We start from the raw sequence: 17,078 nt of genomic DNA, 5'->3' as shown, positions 1-17,078 counted from the left end.
TGAAGCGTACATAAAAACGGTGAATAGCTTTTGAAACTATCCACCGTTTACACTTATTCTTTACTACTTTTTTTCTTGCTATATTTACCAATAACCAGCAGAACAAATTGTACTACAGGTATCCAAAATAATGTTGAAGACTGATTGATTTTTTGCCAATCACCGCCATGTATGAATAAGCCAACGATTACACATAATATGGTAGTTATTATTACTGTACTGCAAAGATATAACCAACTCATGAATTATCACTATACCCTTCTAGCCAAAATTCTGAAGTTACAGGGCTACCTTTCATATTTTTAGTTCGATCTGCATCCTCATAGAAAGTATGAATCCTCTTCTCAGCTACTTTCATTCTAAATTGATTGGGATCAGCAGGCAAAACAGTTTTATAATACACTTTATCTGTATACCAAATTTTAGGGATGCCATTATTGACTATATAAGTAACAAGAGCCGCAATTCCAGTTATTTTCGCAGTTGCTTTTTTACCTATTTCTCCAGATGTATTTACAATATATCCAATTGCAATATTCACTGCATTTATCGTGTGAATAGCAATAGTCGTAGTATAAAAAAAGTTTCCTTGATGTTGCCAAGCTGAAATGGGTAAACCAGAAGGATTACTTGCATTTGTCGTCAAAGTTTGATTGCTTGTCGGAACACTAGAAGCACCACTTTCTACTCGTTCTACTTTATTCAATTCAATTGTACCTGTAATAGCTTCAATTTGATTTGTATTAGATTCTGATTGTAAAGAATTTACTGAATTCTGATTTAGATCTATTGCTGAAATAGTATAATTAGCATTTCCATTCACAATTCTGAGGCTATATTTTCCGATAGCTTCATAACTACCAGGGCCTTCTTCTTTATACAATATACTATCTGTACCAAGCGATTCACCATAAGTATCTTCAATAATTTTATACGTATTTTCATTATTTGTATACGTATACTCTAAATGATCTGTGTGTTCAAAATCTCCTTTAATAAAAGTGAGATTTTCTTTTGGAGCAGATAATATAGTCTCAATGTCTTTACTATTCAACTGCGATGATGTTGAATAAACATTATTAGTTACAGTCTGATCAGCAGCCAACATTTTTACAGGAGATGTACTTACTAAAATACTTGTAACGACTATACCAACCAAACACTTTTTCAAATTAAAATGCGTCATCATTTCACTCCATATCTGTAATTTTTTAAATAATGATTATTATTTGTGTAATATACTAACAAACCAATTTTTTTATTTCAACTTCACTATCAATAAAGGAAAAAAATAGAAAAAGGATGCTTTATAGTAAAAGCATCCTTTTTCTATTTTAGAAACACCTATTTACTATTCTCTCACTTCTGACTTGCCGACCATTGCTCCGCTCTCGATTGCAGTCGATCCAGCAGTGCCTGCACATCCGGGGAGCCGCCATTAGCAACCTCACTAATATAGCCATTCACTGCTGGAACGATCTCACTGTTGTAAAACGGATCGGCTTCGTCCATCAGCGTTGGCTTGCTAATCTCTGCCATCTTCATTGCATGTTTGATAAAGCCATTATTATCTTCCACAAAATCGGCGTTCGTCAGCGTTGGCGTCATATCAAAGTTCAGATACGCCCATTTCTGTGTATCATAGCTGGCGAGGAATTTCATAACCGCCCATGCTGCTTCCGGGTTCTCGGCTTTTTTTGCCATGATGATCGGATCGACGGCGACCCAGCCCGTGCCGTCCGTTCCCATATTCATAACCGGGATATACCGCTGTAGTAGCGCATCGTCTTTGTTGGCGCGATATTCACTCATGATTGTTGTACCGCTATTATCCAGCACCATACCAACATTATTGTTGTCCAAACCGAAGTTCTCGGCACCGTTGCCGTTGACGAATGCGGGTGGCGCGAGCTTGGCGGCTTCGCCTAGCCACTGCACTGCCTTGACCATGCCCGGTGTGTTCAGCTCCCATTGAATATCTGCCGGTTTGTCGAGTGTACCTTCGCCGCCTTTTTCGCCAAAATAATAGCTGAGCGCTACTAGTGTCGCCTGATTGAGCGAATTACCTGCAAAATATAGTCCGTAATTCTGCTCACCGGTTTTCGGATTGGTGCCAGTCATTTTTTTCGCTTTTTCCAGAATTTCTTCCGGTGTTGGTACTTCGGACAATGGCTCTATGCCCCACTCGTCGAACAATTGCTTGTCATAAATGGTAACGCGCTTACCGAGTACTGCCGGAATGCCATATTGATTGTTACCATCTGGCGAGCGCGTGCTGTAAGAATTGTTCCAGATCCCTTGCAAATAAATGGATGGATCAAAATCCTTGTCCTGCTTGATCAGATCGTCGATATTACGCAGCAATCCTTCATTATAATACTGCGAAGCAAACGCACCGCCTGTGTACAATACATCCACATCGCCGGACATAAGCAGGGCGCGCTGTTTTGCCTGCGCATTCTCCCATGGTACCTGTGTCACTTCCAGTGTAATATTGGGATACATTTTCTTGAAGGTGTCCTCTACATACTGGTTAAAGCCCGTCGTCTCCTGTCCAGTCACCGCGTCCATCCCGTTTTCGAGTTGCCAACCGGCAAGCGCTACGCGTACCGTACCGGATAGATCGGATACTTGCTGGACATCGGTATTGTACGTTTCCGTTGCCGAACCGCTACTGCCGGACGAACCACATGCAGTCAGCAGTAGCACCAGACCGATTATGATCGCCATTTGCCATGTTTTACTCATCTCATCCCCGCCTTTTCTTATTGTATACTGTGCATGTGCAGCGTTGCTCTGTTGTCGCTGTTTATTCACTGCTTAATACCAGTAGTCGCGATACTTTCGACAATGTATTTTTGTAGAAACATGTATAGTAGCAGTACCGGAATCAGGCTGACGCAGGTGGCTGCCATGATGATCGATGGCATCTGCCGGGTACCGTTGTTGTAATTGAACATTGCCAGACCGAGCTGAATCGTGTATTTGTTCGGATCATTCAGCGCCAGCAGCGGCCAGATCAATTCATTCCAGACGCCGAGAAATTGTAAAATAATCATTGTCGCAACAATTGGCATACAGATTGTCAAATAAATACGCGGAAAAATGGAAAACTCGCTCGCTCCATCAATCAGCGCCGCTTCGCGCAATTCACCCGGCAGTCCATCAATAAACTGCTTGCACAGAAATGTACCAAACGCATAATTCAATGCAGGTAAGTAAAAGACCCAGTACGTATCCAGCAGATGCAGCTGATTGAACAGCATATACTGCGGAATCATCGTCATCTCGAACGGAATCATCATCGTACTGAGCGCAAGTACAAGTACGATGCCAGCACCTTTGAAGCGGATTTTGGACAGGGCGTAACCGGACATTAGCGCCGAGATCAGACTGATCAGAATCGTTCCCGCAGCAACGAGAAAGGAATTGAATATGTAGCGCAGCAGATCAACATTCGTGAGGGCGGCACGATACGTACGCAGCGACGGATCATCCGGCCAGAAGCGCGGTGGAAACGGCACATTCAGCCGTGCCCCCCAGTCAAAGCTGGTCGTCACCATCCAAACAAATGGAATCACCATCGTAATGGAAACCAGACAGAGCACGAACAGAATGATCGTACTGTTCAGACGGCGCATATTACGCTGGCTCATACGCAGAGGTGAAGCGGCTGGAGAGCGGGTACTTCTATCCATAGCAGTTGTCCTCCTCAATCAGATTAGAGTCGGTGGCACATAGGAGATGTGCAGGTGAGTGAAATGGTTCTACCTCCAAGGAAGCATGTACATGTGTATGTTCCAAAATGGGATCATGTGGTGAGATGCGTTCGCTGTTAAAATAATGTTTACAACACGTTGTTTACAGAATAAATAGTATTATATTGAATAGTGCAGGCTCTGGATTATTTTATTAGTCAGTCAGTGGTACCTCGTCGATTCACTCTCAAGATAATGAGCGTGAGCAGCAGGATCAAGATGAACAACAGATACGATGCAGCCGTAGCAATCCCCATTTGAGCAGATAAAAAGGCATTACGATAAATGTACAATACGGACGTCATCAACGATCCCGCAGGATTGCCTGCGCTGCCGCCAATGAGCCATACATTGGTAAACTGCTTCATACCGCTGATCACACCCATAATGATCATGAAGACGAAGATCGGACGCAGTGACGGAATCGTTATATATCGCCATTTGCCAAATGACGATGCCCCGTCAATATCAGCAGCTTCGTATTGTTCACGTGGCACACTTTGTAGAGCAGCGAGGAAAATAATCGTGTTGTAGCCGAGCGCGCCCCATAATATCATGAGCACTACACTAAGCCTAGCAACCGACGGATCGGTAAACCAGCCTATCGGATCGATATGAAACCAACCCAGTACATAGTTGATCACCCCTTCACGACCGGGATAAAAGAGCAGACTGAACAATAGACTGGTCGCTACTGCAGAGACGACATTGGGCAGGAAAAAGAGGGCTTTGAATACATTGCGAGTGCGTTGCCAGGGCAGATGATGCACCAGACTGGCGAGGATAAAGGAGAACACAATACCGAGTGCGGCGGACAATCCGCCAATGTAGATGGTGTTGTACAGCGAGTTCCAGAACAGATCGTCCTGAAGGACACGGGTGTAGTTGGACACACCTACCCAGGATGAGGAAGCTGCACCGTTCCCATGGAAACTTGTCCATAGTGCGGACAGCATCGGATACAGCGAGAAACCGAGGACTCCGACGAGCAGCGGCAACGCGTAACACCAGCCCGCAATATCTGCGGAACTGAGCCATTTGCGCTTGACGACAGCTGACGATTTGCGCGTTAGCGATTGTGCATTTTCAGACACGATACTCCACCCTCTTTCAGCAAAAGTTAGGTTGATCAGCATCCTGAAGCATTCCTGGCATCGGTGTACGTCTTGATGAAGGACGAAATGCGACATCGTTTATATTGTAATTCATTATAACGTAATCATGAATTTTGACTAGAGGTTTCATACCTCATTTTGTAATTATTTTTTATGTAAACGTATTTTATATGATTAATTTTATCATTTTCTTTTAAAATAAACAGTATATTCCATAATTTTATAGTTGCATTGATATGATCAAGTTAGTTTATGTAACAAACAAAGATGGTGTTTTGTAAATAAAGGGTCAATGTATTTCCAATTCAGCGCATCGCAGGCTTCTTTCTATCGCATGTATCTAACTATATGAGCTGGAAGCAAAAGCACAGCAAAACACCGACATGTCCACTCTCACGGGAGAATGGCATATGCCGGTGTGTCAGGGTTATGCCCTTATTTGAATTTCTTCCAATCCTGCTTCGTGTTATCGAGCAAATATTCAAAATCGTTATCGCGTCGCTTCTGTTCCGCTTTGCGTTCTTGCTCCACCTGAAGGCGTTGTTCTTCCTTACGCTCCTGCTCGGCTTCGCGTAGCTCATTTGCTTGTGCTTTCAGCTTATCCAGCACATCTGCGCTGAGTAAGTCTTTTAATGTAGCCGGTTTGTCCTGCGCAGCTGCTGCGGGACGTGCCGGTTGTTTGTTCCGTTTTGCCATATGCTCACCCCGTTATATCGGTTTATCGTGTATCGCCTATCGCGATCTTACATGATGCGGGTTGCTCATGCATTCTTTTATTATATCACGGTTGCGCATGGATATTGCAGGATGATTGCACATACGCAGCTCGTTCATCGTTCATCGTTCATCGTTCATCGTTCATCGTTCATCGTTCATCGTTCATCGTTCATCGTTCATCGTACTAGATGCTACATTCGTGGACATAGACAATCTACCTTATATCTTCAGCGCTTTTATTATATTTCTCCTGCTTAGTCCAATTCCGGGTCTTCTGGATCGATATAGGGCTGGACTTCGATTTTGCGGATATGCTGCTGTTCCATCACGGTTACGGTAAATTCAAACCCGTCTTCGACGACGGAATCTCCTTCACGGATATTGAATTTACGTGACCAGATCCAGCCGCCAATCGTGTATGCCTCGCCAGCTTCAAGCTCGGTTCCTAGACGACGGTTCACTTCATGGATGAGTGCTTGTGGTTGCAATGCGTAATGCTTTTCGCCCAGCTTTGTAATCGTCGGGCTTGGTGGCGGCTCGGTATCGGATTTGGATGGAATATCGCCAACGATCTCTTCCAAAATATCTTCCAGCGTCACCATACCCGCTGTACCGCCGTATTCATCTAGCAGCACCGCCATATGAATGTTTTCCTTCTGCATTCTGCCGAGCAGTTCGCGTGCAGGCACGGTTTCGATCAATTGCAAGACCGGACGGATAAATGGCGCAATCGCATCTTCCGGCACATGCTGCTTATGAATGACATCGCGCAGCACTTCTTTGACATTGAGCAGACCGATAATTTTGTCCTTATCCCCTTCCAATGCTACCGGAATCAGACTGTACGGCTCCAACCGGATCACTTCATAAAATTGCGCCAAACTCGCATCCTGCGCAATATAGATCATCTCAGTACGCGGCACCATAATCTCACTGCCCACCAGCTCGTCAAAATCGAATACATTGTTCAAATACCGATATTCTGTCGGCGTAATACTGCCGCTCTTGTACCCCTCAGATAGAGCAAACCGCAGTTCCGCTTCACTCTGCGCTGCTTCATGCTCAGAGATCGGCTTAATCCCGAACAAACCGGTAATCAGACGCGACGAACGGCTCAACACCCAGTTAAACGGATACGTGAGTCGGTAAAAGACGATCATCGGACGTGCAAAGAACAATGCCATCGGCTCCGCAATCTGAATCGCAAATGATTTGGGCACTAGTTCTCCGATGACTACTTCCAAATACGTTAACAGCAAGAACGCCAGCAGGAAGGACAGAATCGAGGTGAGCGCATCTGGAATATGCAGCAGCACGAACAACGGATGGAGCAGCTCCTCAATCGTCGATTCTCCCAACCAACCGAGTGCCAGCGAGGTCAGCGTCGTACCCAGCTGACAAGCAGATAAGAATTCATCCAGCCGACTAATAATCGATTGCACCGCTTTGGCATTTTTGTTACCTTCATCGGCAAGCTGATTAATCCGCGAGATTCGCACCCGAATAATCGAATATTCTGACGCCACAAAAAAGGCAGTCAATAAAATAAGTAAAACAACCAGAATCACGTTCAATGTTTCCATACGGGTCTGTTTCTCCTCTCTCTCTACGGGCAATGTTATCCTGCCCGATCCCTTATGATATGTATGCTTTTACCCAACTTCTTATTATATACCCACAATCACGCTTGTTTGCGAAGAAATCCGTGTTGTTGTGCGATTTTCACAGATGTGTTGTGACGTGCTTCTGCTATCAAGCGTGTGCAGTGTACGGAAATGATACGCTAACTATACGATGACATAGCAAAAAGCCTGACTTTTTCAAGACAGGCTTTTGCGTATACGAACGATAAAGAAACGTTCAATCGTTCAATCGTTCAATCGTTCAATCGTTCAATCGTTCAATCGTTCAATCGTTCAGCTTAATTGTAACTTCTTTACCTGTATGAGTAGTGACAATGATTTGTTCGTCGGCAATGTTCACATACAGCATATCCGCAGGCGACTGCGACAATAACTCATGCAAATGGGCTTCAGCTGGAATCGCATCGCCTGTAGCCGGATTGCCATATACAGCGGCGATTAACCAATGAACGCCATGCTGCAATGTCGCCTTGAGCGTCGGCAATACAGTACGTGGGTGCAGCAGATTCGTATTCGCATTCGGCCAGATCAGCTCTGCCTGCTCATATCCGTGCAATCCAACTATACCGCTGCTGCCATAAGCCGTCATGACCGCAGTACCCATTGGCTTGGTATGCGCTTGCCATTGCTTTTCCTGCCCCAGCGCATAACCGCCTTCTGCGACATCCAGCATACGTGCAGTTTCGATCCGATGAATACGCAGATGCCATGGCAGACCAGCAATAAGCCATGTTCGTACCTCGACATCGTGCCACGGTTTCCAGATCGCATGTAGCATATTATCCGTAATCTGCGTGTTTACATTGCGCCGCCGTACCCGATACAGATTATCCTCGTGCTCACTCAGCGCCAGCATCGAATCAAATGCACCTTGTCCCAGTCCCCACTCCGACCGTGGCACACTGAATCCAAAACCAGTCGAATAGACGAATTTCTCGTATTTAGCAGAGGTGTGGGTATGCTCATTGGTATACTTATGACCGCTATTGAAGGCAGCCACATGACCGCTATTCTGTTCCCGCACAATGACCAGATGCGCAGGTTGCTGGACATGATAGGTGTCCATGTCCGGCAATGGTAGTTCGTCTTCACTCCAGAATGGATGATCTTGCGCCAGCGCCAGTGGCAGAAATGCCTTCAGCGCCCAGTACGGCGAGCCGGGCGAATTATAATTTTCCGCCATTACCAGATTGGGGTAGGCATATCCAATCGTCAAGATCCCGCGCCCATCCAAGATTCGCTGCTCCAGCCACCAGCGTACATGACGCAGCACCAATCCTTTGAGCACACCCGCAGGCAGCACATCCACCCCCGCATACGCGAGCGCACTCCAGAACGCTGATTGTGCAAATCGATACGACAAGCTGCGCCCATACGGTAGCGCCGATCCATCCGGTGCAAACCAAGCTAGAAATTCGGTCGCAAACTTCGCCGCGCGTTGCTTGAATATATGGCTGCGTTCGGGGTCATCTTGCTCCATCAGACGCGCATACACTAACCCGTAATAATGAATAGCAAATGGCACATAATAATCGCTATGCCCATTCACCCCATCACTATACCAGCCATCTTCCAGATAAAAGGCATCCATACGCTGTACGTTCTTTTCCAATTGCTCTGCATCATATTCCAATCCCGCGCGGCGAAATCCCACATTGACCAGCACATTAAAAAACAACCAGTTGCAGTCATAGCACGGATGATGATTGATCTGATTTAGCCAGCGATGCAGATTACCCTGTTCATCCGCGGATAACGGTGTCCAGATGCGCTCTGGAATCAATGCCAGCGCCAGCCCGAAGGCAGCCATCTCCACCAGTCGCTGATCATAATCGTTCACATCGCCCCAATATTCCGGGTGCACCGGATTCGTACCATGACGGATACCATCCAGCACCGTCTCCCATAATTCACTATCTCCGCCACCCGCCAGCAGTGGTACGAGTCCCCATAACACACGCGAGAAGCCTTCCATTTCAGCAAGATCTGCTGGATAACTCGCTCCGGTATGCCCGATACGCAATCTAGCCTTGCCTTCACTGTACAGCGGCAACAGCGGTTTCGTCAGACGATGCAGCAGCGCAGCAAGATCGTCGCGCGTGTACAGCTCCAGTCCAGAAGATTCCGCATCCGTTTCCGAGTTTGACGATTGCGATGAATGTTGTGCCTGTTGTGTAGACGATGGGTGTTGCGCCTGTTCTGATACATGTTGTGAATATCGCGATGAAGAAGTCATTCTCATTCTCCTCTCTTATTCCCAGTAAAATGGACCTTTATCCTGCAAACGCGCCAGTCCCTCAACATAGAAAAAGTCACCGTAAATGAGCGGTACATCAATATTGCGATTTTCCGGGTAATGGCTCGTGCCGTGCAGCAGCAAGCCCTGCTCATTGGGATCATCCCAGCTACCATACTGACGATATAGCGATTCTAGCATCCGCAGCGCAGTTCGTCGGTAAATGATTGCTTCCGAATCGTCCACTAGCTTCGACAACAGCACCAATCCGCTGGCAGCACAGCTACCCGCTGATGTATCACGAATCTCGCCAATCTCTGCTGGCGCCCGAAAATCCCAATGTGGCACATGATCATCCGGCAATCTGGTAATAAAGAAATGCGCGACCCGCTGCGAAGCATGCAAATAATCCAAGCGTCCTGTATGCTGATACGCTAGCGCCAGCCCATACAATGCCCACGCCGCCCCGCGCGACCAAGCTGATTCCGGCGCATGCCCCTGCCCGCCAAGCTTCTCCACCACTTCACCAGTCACCGCATCAAAATTCACAATATGATACACCGAACCATCTGCACGGACAAAATGTTCCAACACCGTATCCATATGCGCTTCGGCAATGTGACGATAGCGCGGATCACCTGTTTCCGCCGACGCCCAGAACAGCAAACTGGTATTCATCGAGCAATCGATAATCGCGACACCACTGTTATCCTCGCCTTCTCGCCACGGATTCCACGCACGAATATAGCGCCCTTGCAAATTAAAGCGCGCTGCCAAATAATTGGCTGCCTTGAGCGCTCGTACACGAGATTGCGCATTGCCTGTCAGCTTGTAATTAGCGACACTGGTCAGCAGCCACATAAAGCCCAGATCATGATCCAGCTTCACATATCCATCCAGCACCTCATCCAGTCGCTGTTCACATTGCTCTGCTACATCGCGCAGCTGTTGCTCCTGACTATCTCCATACAATTGCCACAGCATTCCCGGCCAAAACCCTGCTGTCCACCAGTACGGCGGCTCCAACACATACTTCCCATTCTGACTTGCATGCGGAAATTCCGCCCCAATGATCGCGCTATTGATTCTCGTCTTATCAAGCGCCTTGCTCCACGCTTCCTCTACCCATGCCGGATTGCCTGCATTCATATCAAGCACCACCTTTGCTGAATTTAAATATAAGACTGTCGTCGCCGTATCTGTTATCCATGTATTCATTTGTAAATCCAGTCATTCTCTCAAGATTACACAGACGACGTACACAGCGGTACGAAACGAAAAATAAACGTCAATGCTTCTTCCGCTCCCGGCTTTATCACGTCAAAATCGACACTATACCATACCGTATCCACCCCAAAATGATCGCGATACCGCTGCGGCGTAATAACAACCTGACAGCGCTGCGGATCATACTCCACTTCCACCTGCCCGTGTTCTCCCGGTAAGATCACTGTTCCCTCATTCACTGCCAATTCAGGCTGCTTCCATGTGACAAATCGTTCACGCCAACTGCTCGGCGTTCCATCGTACACATAAGAGTCGGTCAGCTTCACATAAGGTTGTGCTCCTTTGTGCCAGATCAGTGAGCGTGTCAGTGATTGGAGCTGCGGAATATCGTAAGCACCATTTAACTCCACTGTCCATTCGTCACGCTCCGCGCCAATCTGCGCATGCAGCACCTCCGCCCGATAGGCAGAACCTGCACATTGCAGTTGCCCATGTATCATCGGCACGCTATGCCCCTGCGAGCCGTTGCAATCATACGCATATCGTCCTTCGCCAAAATAAGCCGCTGTATATTCTCCACTACCCAGATCAGCCAAATACACCTCACCATCCACGCACCAGATGAACTGTCCCAGATCATTGTGATTGTGCGGCTCATCATTATGACCGCCTTTGGCTGCAAAGCCGTACCGATGATCACCACCATGATGCCGTGAGATTAACCAGCTTGCATCTTGTAAATAATAACTGCCGTCTTGCCAATCTTGTACGACTGGTGCTTCCATCGTCCAGAGCAGATTGCGCAGCGCGGGCGCCCAACGACTGCAATGATCCTCGCTGTATGTCGCGCGCAGATGCTGCGGCGGTAATTGCACCGCAGCATATTGCTCCGCCAAATAGTGGGACAGCCCCATATGTACATGCACATGCGGTAGCGAATCTGAGAAATTCGCCACTAGACTGCCATCAAGAAAGCATGTTTGCTGAAATGTAGCGATACTTGCCACTTTCTTATTTTGAAACCAATCCAGCTCCCCATCGCTACGCTTGCGCAATAAATCCGCATAATATACAAAAAAGCCAAATCCATAATTCCAGTACCCTACACCTTCCAGACAAGCACCATCCTCGCCAAAGCCGTCCAGATAGCATTCCATACTATGCTGCGTTTTGACCAAAATATCCGCTAATCGCTCCGTATCATCCAGCAATAACAATGCCGCTGCACCGATCGAGCCAGCACACACCGCCGCCCAATTATGACGCGCATTCTGCCAATGATACGACCGTTCACTCAGAAATGGCTGGAATATACGTCGCTCCACTTCATATGTAATTCGTTCCCGTAACAAGCGGGGCAACCGTTCGCCCAACAGCAGCATAATCTCTGCCAGCGCAAAGCAAGTTTCAGCAGCAAACAGATCAATCTGCTGCGCAATCTCGGCTGGATGATGATCGGCAGCAACATGTGCAGGCAAGCACCATGTATATTCATCGCAAATCGCCCATAACATATCGTTCAGCCGTTCCATATATCCACTCTGCTCCGGTTCCAGCAGCGTAAGCAGCGCATACGTATTCAATCGACAACGCCGCTCAAAATATACATTTTCATATTCCAAGCGTGAGCCTTTTTCCGCAAAGATCGCAAACAGCGTATAGGTTAGCTCTGGAATATGCTGTTCCCACATTTGCTCGCCTGTATCCACAATCTGCTGAATATCCTTCGCCACTACAGTAGAATGTCGTAATTCATGCCAATACGTCTCATGCGGTTTGCCACGATAATACCAGCTTCGGTCTGCCGATCGCATGCGAGAACTGTATTCCAGTAACCGATCACGATTCATTTCCATGCTGTGTTCCCCTTTCAACATGCTGCATATCAATGACCTGTACCTCATCCGTAAATAGATCAACGAACATAGAACCATCGCTCTACAGCAGTCATCACTTGCAAAGTTATTTGTAAATAAACAAATCGCATTCATACATACATCCCATAAATTAGACAAACGCTATAAATAGACAAACCGTAGTACACTCTATCGTCCTCTTGATATAGCACTCTTATCCTCATTATAGAGAAAGCGTTTACAGTTTGCTTGATACGATTTTGCTGAAATTTGCTGCTATTTTGACTTTCTATACTTTTTTCGATCATCCTACAAGCCCAAACACCAACATACAAATCAAAACACCAATGCACAAAAGAAAAGCACCACTATGCAAAAGAGCAGGATCAATATACAAAGAAAAGGCACCAAATTCTCCACAGTTGGGAGTTTTTGATGCCTTTTTATGTCTACATCTTTTGCTACATCTTTTGCTATATCTGTCTCTACTGATTCATTGCCATCTACTGTCTCTACAGTTGATGATATTCATCACAATCGACTTACCACTCTTGCTTGCGATTGAAAATCAACCAGCCACCACCGAGTACTAGCGCCATCGCGACAAGTGGCTGTACGAACACAAAGCTCGACAACACCGAATCAATAGAAAACACCGCGAAAAATAGCAGCGACAGCACAGTTAGCAGATTGATCGGAATCAACAGCCATTTGTTACGCGTACCGAACCAGTATAATTCAAACAACCCTGCCGCTACCGCGAGAATAAAGCCTGGCCACATCACATGCCACAATCCGAACATCTGCGCAATCTGGCACGTCAATCCGCTCACTAGCAAAATCCCGCCCGGTACAACGAGCCATAATGCTTGGCGTCCAATCAGCGAAAATACCATCCAGTGCAAAAACAAACTGAGTGGAATGATAAACAAGGTAGGCCAGAAGATCGCAAAAATCGTCCCTGCATTACCCGAGCCTCCAGGATTCAAAAATAAATATACGCCCAGCAGCAGCAAAACCGGTGCAATAATCGCCCGTTTGATCATATGTATGCTCTCCTTTTCCATATTTTGCATTCCTCATGCAGTCAGCATACCACATCCGTCAACATCCCACTTCCGTCCACAGGGAACGCGTAACCTAGACTTTAGTCGGGGATACAGATTTGCATGTACTTTTTACTTATTTTTTACTTACTCTCTACTGTCCGGTATTTGCTGTTTACTTACTGCTTTGCTACTTGCTGTCTACTGTGTGCATATAATAACCGTATTCAAAAAGTCATATTCAAACGCTACAATTACGTATCATATGCTATGTATTGCAGTAAGAGTAATCAATCAGCTATAAACGAATAAAACAGGCAACGGTTAATGCACCGCTGCCTGTTTTTGTTCTTACAATATTGTTCATCTATTGATTGTTTCTCAGTTTGTTATTTCTCTGGCTAAATGCCTTATACTGCAAATTCGCTTGTCGCTTCTGCATCGGACGGAACGACCGCATCGTGCAGCTGTGCTTCCAGCTCATCTATATAACGGCGTTTTTGCTCAGCATTCCAATCCAGACGTTTTGCCATATAGTCGATAACCGGTTGTTTCCATTGTTGCACCCAAGCAATATTGAAGAACAATGCACCAGTACGACGGATAAAGAAGTCGACCGGTTTAAAGGTCATTTCCTCTTCAATTGCATACGCGATACGTACACGTACATCTGCTGGCAGACCAAGCTCATCGGCAATCTCGTCTTTGCGATTCACCAGTGCGAACAGCTTGCTCACGTTCGAGCCGTAGAAGCTGGACAGATGCTCCGCTTCTTTGCGAGTCAAACCAACATTCGCACCCGCTTCCGTATGCTGACGGATAAATGCTGGCAGACCCGCAGATCCACCTACATTACCACCAGAGATAGACATATGCTTCGTTTGCGACGCTTTAAATGTTTTGTTTTGCTCTTTGCCCAGCAGTTCGGCAGCCAGATCGACAACCATCTCTGCCATTTTACGATAACCCGTCAGCTTACCACCTGCGATCGTGATCAGACCGCTATCGGATTGCCAGATTTCATCCTTACGGGAAATCTCGGATGGTGATTTGCCTTCTTCATGAATCAGTGGACGTACACCAGCCCAGCTGGATTCCACATCTGCTGCGGTTACTTTTACACTTGGGAACATGTAATTGATCGCTTCGATAACATAATCGCGATCCGCTGTCGTCATGCGCGGATGTGCAGGATCGGCTTTGTATACCGTATCGGTCGTACCGACATACGTTTTACCATCGCGTGGAATTGCGAATACCATCCGACCATCTGGTGTGTCAAAATAAACTGCTTGCTCCAGCGGGAAACGGTCATGGTCGATAACAAGGTGAATCCCTTTGGTCATTTGCAGGGTTTTGCCTTTTTTGGAGTTGTCGATTTTGCGCAGTGTATCGACCCATGGACCTGCCGCGTTGATCACTTTGTGTGCATAAATCGAATATTCTTTGCCGCTAATGGTGTCTTTGACTTTTACACCTTTCAGCTTGCCATTTTCATAAATGAAGTCCGCCGCTTTGGCATAATTGACTGCCAGTGCGCCACGTTCTACCGCTTCTTTGATCACTTCAATGGTCAGGCGGGCATCGTCAGTACGATACTCGACATAATAGCCGCCGCCTTTGAGACCATCTTGTTTTACCAGTGGTTCTTTGGCAAGCGTCTCTTGCACGCTCAGCATTTTGCGACGTTCGCTGCTTTTAACACCAGCGAGGAAGTCGTATACGCGCAGACCAATCGATGTACTAAAGCTGCCAAACGTTCCGCCCTGATGGAACGGTAACAGCATCCATTCTGGTGTCGTTACATGCGGACCATTTTCGTATACAATCGCACGTTCTTTCCCAACTTCGGCAACCATTTTCACTTCAAATTGCTTCAAATAACGCAGACCGCCATGAACGAGTTTGGTTGAACGACTAGATGTACCTGCCGCGAAATCTTGCATTTCTACTACGCCGACATTCATGCCGCGTGTTACTGCATCCAGTGCGATCCCGGAACCGGTAATACCGCCGCCGATAACCAGTACGTCCAGTGGTGCACTGCTCATTTGTTGTAATGTTTCTGCCCTGTGTTGTGCGGAAAAAGAAGTACTCATATTGTGTTGCCTCCCTGATTATGATGTGAATATAAATGTGAACTCAAGATGGCAAGGTCCTGCATGTGCAGGATGCCAATTTGCATATTATTCCAATTAAAGTCACGAAAAAAGAGACCACGAAATGTACACCGTACCGGCAATGAACCGGGTGTATTCGTGGTCTCTCCAAAGTCTAATGACGTATTTATTAACTTGTTAACGTTATTATAGCATACTCATGTGAGCAAGGCAAAGAAATCGTTAAAATTTTACAAAGATTTTAATGCAACGTCAACGATGATAGAATCGGTTGCCAATCAATCGGAAGCTTTACGCGCCAGTCAGACTTTTCACGATGAAATCAAGCTGTGCATCCATCGAGATCGGATCATTAAAATAGTAAGCGACCGGATCGATTTTGAATACATGCTTTTCTTTGACCGCAGGTAGCGATTTCCACAGACTGCTATCATACAGCGTCGAACCCGTCGTCTCGCCATCGCCACCCCATGGTGCGGTGAAAATGTAGTCGCCCGCAAAGTCAGGTACATTTTCCAGCGAGATATCTACATACCCCGGTCCATTATCTACCGCTTCCTTCTGTGTTGCTTCTGTGCCTTTCAGACCAAGCTCCTGATAAATAATCTCGCCGCCGCGTCCGTAGCTATCGCCCCTCACGTACACGCCTTTGGCATACGGTTGCAGGATAGAGACGGTTTTGTCGCCAACGGCTGCTTGTACTTTGGGTTTTGCTTCGGCGATTTTGCTTTCCCAAGCAGCGGCAACTTCTTTGGCTTTGTCCTCGGTGCCCGTCATTTTGCCGAATTCTTGCAGCTGTTCTTTGTACGTGTATTGTCCGTATTTGATCGCTACTGTCGGTGCGATTTTTTCGTAATTTGCCAGATTGGCATCGCCATCCCAGACGACGATCAGATCAGGATCGAGCGCCATTACTTCTTCTACTTTCGGCGTTTCGCCCAGATTGGTCATGCCGGTTGTCGTGCTTTTCAGCATCTCACTGGAAAAGACATGATCGACTGTAGCGATCGGTTGCAGACCAAGAGCAACGAAGAAGCCGTAATAGCTGTCCGCCAGCACAATGACACGCTTCGGATGGCTAGGTACTTCTACTTCCCCATTGGCTGCTTTATAAGCAATGGTTGTATTTTGTGCTTCTGTGGAAGATGCTGCTTCATTACTTCCTGTTGTTGATGTAAAGGCACTGCTCGACTGCGACTGCGTTTGTGCCTGACCACATGCTGCCAATACCCCTACTAGCAGAATCGTCATCAGAATCATACTGTATTTGCGAAATGTGTACATAGTTTAACCGCCTTTTGTGTCGTAATTGATAAAGATAATCATTTTCATTTGTCATAGTATCACACAACTTTAGCGA

General features: G+C 46.5%; 12 protein-coding genes. All 12 read right to left on the bottom strand.

The genetic code is table 11. The features are described 5' to 3' along the window. Positions 1 to 238 precede the first annotated feature (238 nt). Positions 239 to 1,189 carry a hypothetical protein gene (locus ACDE64_RS03595; RefSeq protein WP_411349024.1) on the bottom strand — a complete coding sequence of 317 codons (951 nt, stop codon included), beginning with the start codon at positions 1,187 to 1,189 and terminating at the stop codon, positions 239 to 241. Between the two features lie 170 nt (positions 1,190 to 1,359). Beyond that, entirely contained in the window at positions 1,360 to 2,748 is a 1,389-nt protein-coding gene (locus ACDE64_RS03590; RefSeq protein ID WP_411349023.1) for an extracellular solute-binding protein, read from the bottom strand. Positions 2,749 to 2,813: 65 nt separating this feature from the next. Further along, positions 2,814 to 3,641, bottom strand: a complete 828-nt coding sequence (locus tag ACDE64_RS03585; RefSeq protein ID WP_411350224.1) for a carbohydrate ABC transporter permease — start codon at positions 3,639 to 3,641, stop codon at positions 2,814 to 2,816. Positions 3,642 to 3,916: 275 nt separating this feature from the next. After that, positions 3,917 to 4,852: a carbohydrate ABC transporter permease gene (locus tag ACDE64_RS03580; protein WP_411349022.1), complete on the bottom strand. Its 936-nt coding sequence runs from the start codon at positions 4,850 to 4,852 to the stop codon at positions 3,917 to 3,919. Between the two features lie 456 nt (positions 4,853 to 5,308). Then, a complete protein-coding gene (locus ACDE64_RS03575; protein ID WP_411349021.1) occupies positions 5,309 to 5,569 on the bottom strand; it encodes a YqkE family protein in 261 nt (86 codons plus the stop codon). A 275-nt stretch (positions 5,570 to 5,844) separates the two neighbouring features. Continuing rightward, on the bottom strand, positions 5,845 to 7,173 hold the full coding sequence (locus ACDE64_RS03570; protein WP_411345149.1) for a hemolysin family protein: 1,329 nt from the start codon (positions 7,171 to 7,173) through the stop codon (positions 5,845 to 5,847). 325 nt (positions 7,174 to 7,498) lie between these two features. Then, on the bottom strand, positions 7,499 to 9,469 hold the full coding sequence (locus tag ACDE64_RS03565) for a DUF2264 domain-containing protein (protein WP_411349020.1): 1,971 nt from the start codon (positions 9,467 to 9,469) through the stop codon (positions 7,499 to 7,501). 15 nt (positions 9,470 to 9,484) lie between these two features. Further along, positions 9,485 to 10,618, bottom strand: coding sequence for a glycosyl hydrolase (locus ACDE64_RS03560; protein WP_411349019.1), 1,134 nt, complete (start codon positions 10,616 to 10,618; stop codon positions 9,485 to 9,487). A 95-nt stretch (positions 10,619 to 10,713) separates the two neighbouring features. Beyond that, a complete protein-coding gene (locus ACDE64_RS03555; RefSeq protein ID WP_411349018.1) occupies positions 10,714 to 12,552 on the bottom strand; it encodes a hypothetical protein in 1,839 nt (612 codons plus the stop codon). Positions 12,553 to 13,094: 542 nt separating this feature from the next. Further along, positions 13,095 to 13,598: a hypothetical protein gene (locus ACDE64_RS03550; RefSeq protein WP_411345145.1), complete on the bottom strand. Its 504-nt coding sequence runs from the start codon at positions 13,596 to 13,598 to the stop codon at positions 13,095 to 13,097. A 410-nt stretch (positions 13,599 to 14,008) separates the two neighbouring features. Further along, complete coding sequence (locus tag ACDE64_RS03545) at positions 14,009 to 15,697, bottom strand: glycerol-3-phosphate dehydrogenase/oxidase (protein ID WP_411349017.1); 1,689 nt, start codon at positions 15,695 to 15,697, stop codon at positions 14,009 to 14,011. A gap of 312 nt (positions 15,698 to 16,009) precedes the next feature. Next, complete coding sequence (locus ACDE64_RS03540; RefSeq protein ID WP_411349016.1) at positions 16,010 to 17,002, bottom strand: ABC transporter substrate-binding protein; 993 nt, start codon at positions 17,000 to 17,002, stop codon at positions 16,010 to 16,012. Between the last annotated feature and the right edge of the window lie 76 nt (positions 17,003 to 17,078).

Origin of the sequence: Paenibacillus sp. WLX2291 (genome assembly GCF_046603665.1) — a bacterium.
Lineage (GTDB): Bacteria > Bacillota > Bacilli > Paenibacillales > Paenibacillaceae > Saccharibacillus.
Note: the sequence above shows the minus strand (reverse complement) of the source record. Positions and strands in the feature narration are given on the sequence as shown.

What these genes read in the sequence shown, in the direction of transcription:
- ACDE64_RS03595 (WP_411349024.1), bottom strand. Translation starts at nt 1,189, where the DNA reads ATGATGACGCATTTTAATTTGAAAAAGTGTTTGGTTGGTATAGTCGTT.
- ACDE64_RS03590 (WP_411349023.1), bottom strand. Translation starts at nt 2,748, where the DNA reads ATGAGTAAAACATGGCAAATGGCGATCATAATCGGTCTGGTGCTACTG.
- ACDE64_RS03585 (WP_411350224.1), bottom strand. Translation starts at nt 3,641, where the DNA reads ATGCGCCGTCTGAACAGTACGATCATTCTGTTCGTGCTCTGTCTGGTT.
- ACDE64_RS03575 (WP_411349021.1), bottom strand. Translation starts at nt 5,569, where the DNA reads ATGGCAAAACGGAACAAACAACCGGCACGTCCCGCAGCAGCTGCGCAG.
- ACDE64_RS03570 (WP_411345149.1), bottom strand. Translation starts at nt 7,173, where the DNA reads ATGGAAACATTGAACGTGATTCTGGTTGTTTTACTTATTTTATTGACT.
- ACDE64_RS03565 (WP_411349020.1), bottom strand. Translation starts at nt 9,469, where the DNA reads ATGACTTCTTCATCGCGATATTCACAACATGTATCAGAACAGGCGCAA.
- ACDE64_RS03560 (WP_411349019.1), bottom strand. Translation starts at nt 10,618, where the DNA reads ATGAATGCAGGCAATCCGGCATGGGTAGAGGAAGCGTGGAGCAAGGCG.
- ACDE64_RS03555 (WP_411349018.1), bottom strand. Translation starts at nt 12,552, where the DNA reads ATGGAAATGAATCGTGATCGGTTACTGGAATACAGTTCTCGCATGCGA.
- ACDE64_RS03550 (WP_411345145.1), bottom strand. Translation starts at nt 13,598, where the DNA reads ATGATCAAACGGGCGATTATTGCACCGGTTTTGCTGCTGCTGGGCGTA.
- ACDE64_RS03545 (WP_411349017.1), bottom strand. Translation starts at nt 15,697, where the DNA reads ATGAGTACTTCTTTTTCCGCACAACACAGGGCAGAAACATTACAACAA.
- ACDE64_RS03540 (WP_411349016.1), bottom strand. Translation starts at nt 17,002, where the DNA reads ATGTACACATTTCGCAAATACAGTATGATTCTGATGACGATTCTGCTA.